The sequence below is a fragment of the Rhodococcus tibetensis genome, from assembly GCF_024438035.1.
GTDB classification, from domain to species: Bacteria; Actinomycetota; Actinomycetes; order Mycobacteriales; family Mycobacteriaceae; genus Rhodococcus_F; species Rhodococcus_F tibetensis.
In genome coordinates, this window is sequence record NZ_JANFQF010000009.1 from 14,581 (window position 1) to 21,799 (window position 7,219).

5 protein-coding genes are annotated in these 7,219 nt (G+C 66.4%); all 5 read left to right on the top strand.

Features of this window, described 5'->3' with window-relative positions:
• Positions 1-3: 3 nt before the first annotated feature.
• The 5 genes from NOF53_RS12515 to NOF53_RS12535 are packed head-to-tail and all read left to right on the top strand — an operon-like array spanning position 4 to position 5,624.
• Complete coding sequence (locus NOF53_RS12515; RefSeq protein WP_255968674.1) at positions 4-1,539, top strand: mannitol dehydrogenase family protein; 1,536 nt, start codon at positions 4-6, stop codon at positions 1,537-1,539.
• A 50-nt stretch (positions 1,540-1,589) separates the two neighbouring features.
• Positions 1,590-2,969 (top strand): MFS transporter, encoded by a 1,380-nt coding sequence (locus NOF53_RS12520; protein ID WP_255968676.1) that lies wholly within the window; start codon positions 1,590-1,592, stop codon positions 2,967-2,969.
• Positions 2,966-3,583, top strand: a complete 618-nt coding sequence (locus tag NOF53_RS12525) for a bifunctional 4-hydroxy-2-oxoglutarate aldolase/2-dehydro-3-deoxy-phosphogluconate aldolase (RefSeq protein ID WP_255968678.1) — start codon at positions 2,966-2,968, stop codon at positions 3,581-3,583. The genes NOF53_RS12520 and NOF53_RS12525 overlap by 4 nt, the downstream gene beginning before the upstream one ends.
• Positions 3,580-4,518, top strand: coding sequence for a sugar kinase (locus NOF53_RS12530; protein ID WP_255968680.1), 939 nt, complete (start codon positions 3,580-3,582; stop codon positions 4,516-4,518). Before NOF53_RS12525 ends, NOF53_RS12530 begins: the two co-directional genes overlap by 4 nt.
• Before the next feature lie 35 nt (positions 4,519-4,553).
• The gene (locus NOF53_RS12535; protein WP_255968682.1) at positions 4,554-5,624 is read left to right on the top strand and encodes an L-idonate 5-dehydrogenase; all 1,071 of its coding nucleotides are present in this window, start codon (positions 4,554-4,556) and stop codon (positions 5,622-5,624) included.
• Positions 5,625-7,219: the final 1,595 nt, after the last annotated feature.

The window sequence follows — 7,219 nt, forward strand, 5'->3', positions numbered from 1 at the left end:
AGCATGTCCGTACCGACACTCTCGCGCCGAAACGTTCCCGCCGCGGCACAGATCCAACGGCGGGCGCCGGAAGGCACCGGGATCGTGCACCTGGGCCTCGGCAACTTCCACCGCGCACACCAGGCGGTGTACACCGCGCTCGCGATGGAACGCGAACCCGGACCGTGGGGCATCCTCGGTGTCGCGAGCCGGTCGAGCACCGTCGCCGATGCGATGAACGCACAGGACCTCCTGTACAGCGTCGTCGAGATCTCGCCGGAGGGTTCTCGTGTGAGCGTCCCGGGTTCGCACACCGGAACCCTGGTGGCCGAACAGGACCCGGAGTCCGTCGTCCGCGCAATCGCGGACCCGGCGACGAAGATCGTCACGATCACGGTGACCGAACACGGGTACACGGTGTCACCCGAGACCGGGTCCCTCGACCTCGACTCCGACGCCGTTCGCCGCGACCTCGGCGAGGTGTGGACGCCCCGCACCACGATCGGGCAGATCGCCCGCGGACTGGCCCTGCGGGCGAGCACACACGCGGCCCCGGTCACGGTCCTCAGCTGCGACAACCTGCTGTCCAACGGGCGCCAGACCGAAAGACTCGTACGCGAGTTCGTCGGCACGTTCGCACCGACTCTGCGCGACGACCTGCTGTCCTGGATGGACTCGTCCGTGACGTTCCCCAACTCCATGGTGGACCGGATCGTGCCTTCCGGTTCGGACCGCTACAACGAGACGGCACTGGCACACCTCGGCGTGCGCGACACGATCGCCGTTCCCGCGGAGCCGTTCACGATGTGGGTCATGGAGGAGCGGTTCGCCGCCGGTCGTCCCGCCTGGGAGCACGGTGGCGCGCTGTTCACCGACGACGTGGAGCCGTACGAGCTGATGAAGGTCCGGCTGCTCAACGGGACGCATTCGCTCATCGCCTACCTCGGCGCACTCGACGGGCGTGCCACCATCCCCGAGTCCGTGGCGCAACCGTTCGTCGAGGCCGCAGCGCGGCGCATCCTTTGTGACGAGTACCTGCCGACGGTCACCGTTCCCGAATCGGTGGACACGGACGACTACATCCGGCAGCTCTTCTCGCGTTGGTCCAATACCGCGCTGGGACACCGCACCTCGCAGGTCGGATCCGACGGATCGGTGAAACTGGCGCAGCGCATCCCGATCCCCGCACTCGAACACCTCCGCCGCGGCACGGTCCCGCAGTACCTTTCTCTCACGGTCGCGGCATACCTCTGCTGCATCGCCCCGCCGCCCGGGTTCGACCCCGGCCCGCACGCACGATCCATGACCGACCCCGCTCGACCGCGCCTGGCAGGAATGGCCGACAACGCCGCGTCCACTACCGAATTCGTTCGCTCCGTCTTCGTCGATGGAGGTCTGTTTCCCAGCACTCTCGCTTCGCACACCGAGTTCGTCTCGCGAATCGCCGACTTCGTCGACATCATCGTGCGCCACGGGCCGGCAGCCGCCGCCGGCGAAGCATCCGACCCGGTCCCGGACCTCGGGACGATCACATCGCTGCAGTCCAGCGCGACCATCTGACTCCCTCACCCCTGCCCGGACGATTCCGGGAACCACCAATGGAGGAATCCATGGACACTACACTCGACCCCACGGTGAACCCGAAAACTCCCGGCCGCGCAGGCGGTACACCCCAGGCAGACCCGTCCGCGGTCCGCCGGGCAGCGTGGGCGGGGCTCATCGGCACCACGCTCGAGCAGTACGACTTCGTCATCTACGGCACCGCTTCGGCGCTGATCTTCAACACACTGTTCTTCCCGAACATCTCGCCGGCGGCGGGCATCCTCGCGAGCTTCAGCGCCTACGCCGTCGGGTTTCTCGCCCGGCCGCTCGGCGGCCTGTTCTTCTCGCGTTACGGAGAGCGTCTCGGCCGCAAGTGGGTGCTCGTCGCAACGCTGATGCTGATGGGCGGCGCGACACTGTGTATCGGCCTGCTGCCCACCTACAGTCAGGTCGGGCTGCTTGCACCCGCTCTCCTCGTCGCGTGCCGGTTCTTCCAGGGGTTCGGCGCGGGCGCCGAACAATCAGGTGGTGCAACCCTTCTGACAGAGACCGCTCAGATAGGCAGGAGAGGTAGGCTTGCCGCCCTGGTGATGACCGGAGCCGCGCTGGGCACAGCGCTCGGCGCAGTCGCGTGGATCGCCGCGCAGCTCCTCCCGGAAGAGCAGCTCATGTCCTGGGGCTGGCGTCTCGTCTTCATCAGCAGTCTGTTCGTCACGGTCGCCGCATTCGTCATCCGTCGCAAGCTCAACGAGAGCCCGGTGTTCCAGGAACTCAAGGAGCAGCACCACGTTCCGAAGACGCCCGTAAAGGAGATCTTCGCGAACGGCAAGAAGCCGCTGTTCATCGTCATGTTCATGACCATCGGCATCAGCGCGCAGTCGTACACGTATCAGGTGTTCATGGCGTCGTACCTCAAGAACGACGTGCATGTCGACCCCACGTTCATTCCCAAGGTGCTGCTGGTCGGGGCCATCTGCGGCGGCATCGCGGCATACGGGTTCGGTCGGTTGTCCGATCGGGTGGGCCGCAAGCCGGTGTACATCTCGATCGTGATCGCCCTCATCATCCTGCCGGTGCCGACGTTCCTGGCCCTGAACACCGGCTCACACTTGTTGATCACGATGGCGATGATCGTCGGCTTCATCCTGGCCTGCCAGGGCGCCGTCGGCGTCACCATGAGCTACTTCCCGGAGATCTTCGGCTCCCGCTACCGCTACGCCGGCGTCACTCTCGGCCGTGAATTCGCCTCGATCTTCGGGGGCGGTGTCGCGCCACTGATTTGTGCGGCCCTCGTCACGGCCTTCTCCGGCTCGTGGATTCCGGTGGCCGTCTACATGATCGTGATGGCGGTGACGGTTCTGATCGCCTCGACGATGGCACCGGAAACCCGCGACCGCGACCTCACGCTGGCGGCCAACGCCACCGACCGCGAGGTGACGGCGGCATGACCACCTCCGTCATCGCGGTGCTGCGTGCCGCGGACGCCGACCGGTACGCCCCCGTGGTCAACGTCCTCGCCGAGAACGGGGTCCGTGCCGTCGAGCTGACGATGAGCACACCGGGAACCCTTGGGTCCCTGAGCACCATCCGGCGCGACGCACCCGACGGCGTCGCGATCGGGGTCGGGACGGTTACCACCGTCGACCAGGCTGGCGCCGCAATCGACGTGGGTGCCGACTTCCTCGTGACGCCGACGACCAACCTCGACGTCATCGCCACGGCCGTGCGTGCCGGCGTTCCGATCTACCCGGGCGGATTCACCCCGACCGAGCTATGGGACGGATGGAACGCCGGTGCGACTGCGGTGAAGCTGTTCCCGGCGTCGGTGGTCGGACCGGAGTACATCGGGCACCTGCGCGGTCCCTTCCCCGACATCCAGGTGGTTCCCTCGGGTGGGGTGGGCATCGCGGACGTCCCCGCGTGGATCGCGGCCGGAGCGGCGGCGGTGAGCCTCGGCGGCCCGCTGATCGGTGACGCACTCCGCGGCGGCGACCTCGGGCAGCTGGCCGAACGATGCCGGCGCCTCGGCGACGTCGTCGACGAAATGGAGGTCACGCGATGACGGTGCTGACATTCGGCGAGACGATGGCCCTCACCAGGGCGGTGGACACCGGACCGCTCGCCCACACCTCCACGCTCCACCTGGGAATCGGCGGCGCCGAATCGAATTTCGCGATCGCACTGCGGCGACTCGGTGTTGACGTCACCTGGATCGGGCGCGTCGGCCAGGACAGCCTGGGCGACCTGATCGAACGGGAACTCCGGGCCGAGGGAATCACCGCCGATGTCATCCGCGATCCGGATGCTCCGACCGGACTGATGGTGAAGGAGCGGCGAACCGCCACCGCCACCCGCGTCTGGTACTACCGGAGCGGCAGCGCGGGGTCGCGGCTCACGATGTCGGACATCGCGGACGACCGCCTCGAGTCGGCGTCCCTGCTGCACGTCACCGGCATCACCCCCGCCTTGTCCGACTCCGCCAGGAAGACCACTCTGCACTGCGTGGAACGGGCACGCGCGCTGGGCATCCCGGTGTCGTTCGATCTCAACTATCGCCGGACGCTGTGGTCGCCGGACGATGCGGGTCCCGTCTTCCGTGAGCTGATCGCGTTGTCGGACATCGTCTTCGCGGGTGACGACGAGGCCGCGATCGCGGTGGGCGAGGGCACCCCCGCAGAACTCGTCGCCCGTGTCCACGACCTCGGACCACGCGAGAGCATCCTGAAACTGGGTGACCACGGGTGCCTGGCGATCATCGATGAAGAGACGTACGCCCTGCCCGCGGTGCCGGTGAGCGTGGTCGACTCCGTTGGGGCCGGAGACGGTTTCGTCGCCGGCTACCTCGCGGAACGCCTGGCCGGCGTGGCGCCCGCCGACCGCCTGAGAACCGCTGTGACGGTCGGGGCGTTCGCGTGCACCGTGTCCGGCGACTGGGAGGGCATGCCGCGCCGGGACGAACTCGGCCTCCTCACCACGGCGGAACCCGTCACCCGATGACACGCTCCCATCTCCGACAGAACTGGACTTCACCGATGAACACCAGCCCAACCACCGCTTCCGAAGCCGTACAGGTTCCGACGCACGCGCAGGCGGTCGTCGCCCACGGTGCGCAGGACCTGCGCGTGGAGGAGGTGCCGATCGCCGCACCGAAGTCGGACGAAGCGGTGATCCGCATCGCCTACGGCGGGATCTGCGGATCCGACCTCCACTACTGGCAGCACGGCGCCGCCGGCGAGTCGATCCTTCGCGCACCGATGCGGCTCGGACACGAGGCGTCGGGCACCGTCCTGATCGGTGCGACGGACGGAAGCGGTCCCGGCGCAGGCACCCCCGTCACCATCCATCCCGCAACCCCCGGCGGCGACAGCGCGAAGTATCCGGCCGATCGCCCCAACATTTCGCCCGGATGCACGTACCTGGGCAGCGCGGCGCATTTTCCCCACGCGGACGGGTTGTTCGTCAGCCACGTTGCCGTCCCGACCCGCATGCTCCGGGTTCTTCCCGACGGCCTCGATCTGCGTCTGGCCTCACTGGCCGAGCCGGCGAGCGTGGCGTGGCACGCGGTCGCGCGGGCGGGGGACGTGAAGGACCGGGCGGTCCTCGTCATCGGTGCCGGACCCATCGGCGCGCTCGTGGTGGCGGTACTGAAGCGAGCGGGCGCCGGCCACATCACGGCGGTGGACATGCACGAGTACCCGCTCGAGATCGCGCGGGCCGTGGGCGCCGACGAGACCCTCACCGCCACCAATGCCGACGCAGTCGCGGCGGTGGAAGCGGACGTCACCATCGAATGCTCCGGCAACCATCGCGGTCTGGCATCGGCGATACACGGAACGGCCCGCGGCGGCCGGGTCGTGATGGTCGGTCTGCTTCCCGCCGGGGATCAGCCGGTACCCGTGTCGATCGCGATCACCCGGGAACTGGATCTGGTCGGCTCGTTCCGGTTCAACGACGAGATCGACGAGGTGGTGGCCGCCCTCGCCGACGGCTCGCTGGTGGTGGATCCGATCGTCACGGCCGAGTACGACGTCGCCGATGCGCTCACCGCCTTCGTGTCGGCCAGGGATGCGTCCTCATCGAGCAAGGTGCTCCTCCGGTTCTGAACCGGGAACTTCGCCCCGACGTCCTCTGCCGCCTGTGGACACCTGCCTTGGCAGAGCACGCTCAGCCGCGGCTCACCATGGGTCTGCTGGAGTTCGGTGGAGGCGTCGAGCCTTGTTCATAATTAACAACGAATCATCCTGCAACACGATCAATACGCTAACAGTGCGCATCGCGCCACCATTGGTTAGGGTCTCGCTCGGGGACGTGTCGCAACTTGGCGACCGCATACGGCTCGTTCTGGCGCGGTCAGCCCGGTTCGGCGTGAATCGCGACAGTTGCAGTGAACCACCGCCGCAGGTACGGGTGATGTCGAGATGACCTGAGCGGCACGCGTCGTGGCCGCCTCGATTAGGAGGTGAGGCGAACTGCTCCTGCGTTGCTGCCGCATTCCAGGTAAGAAACCGGGCCACTTGTTCCTTCGTAGCATTGCCAGTGCATGCCTGCTGCATCAATGGTTGTCGAGGTCGAATTCGAGCCGGCTAGGAAGCTGCCGTATTCGCCTTGTACGACCATCGCGGTATCGCAGTCGGGGCCGTAGGACCACACGGCCAGACCGTTGTAGCCGGGTCCACAGTAAGTGCCGGCTGCTGCCGGCTCGTCGGGTGCGGTCGGTGCTGCATCCGCACCCTGTTGTGGCGCGGCGATACCCGGGTTGTCGATAGTGGCCGACGCCTGTGGTGCTCCGTCGACTTCCGGTGGTGCCGGCGTGTTGCTGGCTGGGGCCACAGGTGGTGGACTCGACATCGTTGACGCCATCTCTGCAGAGGAAGTCGCGGCGGAAGTGGCTGGGTCAGCTGAGCTGTCGTCGGTCCCTGAGCCGACGCATGCGGTCCGGGGATGCGATGAAAACCGCGGGCGCTGCCAACGCGGCCGGGCCGATCGCAATCGACACTGCGGTTGCGGCCGCCGCCGCGGCCACGAAGGTACGGACTCTTGGCATGTTTTATCCAATCTGCACGAGAATATGCTCACGTACTTGATTCGTGGAGGCTATCGGGCTGCAGGGGTGGCGCATTACACACCATGCGGAGTCCGTGCCGACGGCCCTCCGGGGCCTCTAAACGAGACAAAGATGATGCCGCACAATCAATTCACAAGATGCACTCGATACTGAACTGGTCGATAATCTTTCACTCGTTGAAAGCGTTGCCCTGCGAGGACTTTTCCAGTACTTCGACGGACACCGTGACCGGCCCATATGTGACTCCGGTGTAGAAGTTGACGAAGCGCTGGCCCGTCTCGATCAAGCTGCCGCGTTGTCTACTCGAAGTGTGTCTGCTTCCATTGGGCTTGGGGCGCTGATCGACTCTATGCCTTCGATTGGCCGCCCCGAGCAAATAACGGTTGGCTGATTTATCCTTCGCGAACGTGGATGAACGGTGTCACACACTCTGTTCTTGCTGTAGAACCAGTCGTAATTCCGCCACCATCTGCGTGTGGGACTCGGAATGCGACGGTCAGCAATCCGTTCACTCTGTAACGCGCCGCCGGGTGTGGTATTTCCCGCCGTGTCACGTTCAAACATCTCGGTCTGCCCGCTGGCGTCCACGCCGAAATCGTCGGAGCGGCGATGAGTACCGGATTCATCGCCGCA

What these genes read in the sequence shown, in the direction of transcription:
- NOF53_RS12515 (WP_255968674.1), top strand. Translation starts at nt 4, where the DNA reads ATGTCCGTACCGACACTCTCGCGCCGAAACGTTCCCGCCGCGGCACAG.
- NOF53_RS12520 (WP_255968676.1), top strand. Translation starts at nt 1,590, where the DNA reads ATGGACACTACACTCGACCCCACGGTGAACCCGAAAACTCCCGGCCGC.
- NOF53_RS12525 (WP_255968678.1), top strand. Translation starts at nt 2,966, where the DNA reads ATGACCACCTCCGTCATCGCGGTGCTGCGTGCCGCGGACGCCGACCGG.
- NOF53_RS12530 (WP_255968680.1), top strand. Translation starts at nt 3,580, where the DNA reads ATGACGGTGCTGACATTCGGCGAGACGATGGCCCTCACCAGGGCGGTG.
- NOF53_RS12535 (WP_255968682.1), top strand. Translation starts at nt 4,554, where the DNA reads ATGAACACCAGCCCAACCACCGCTTCCGAAGCCGTACAGGTTCCGACG.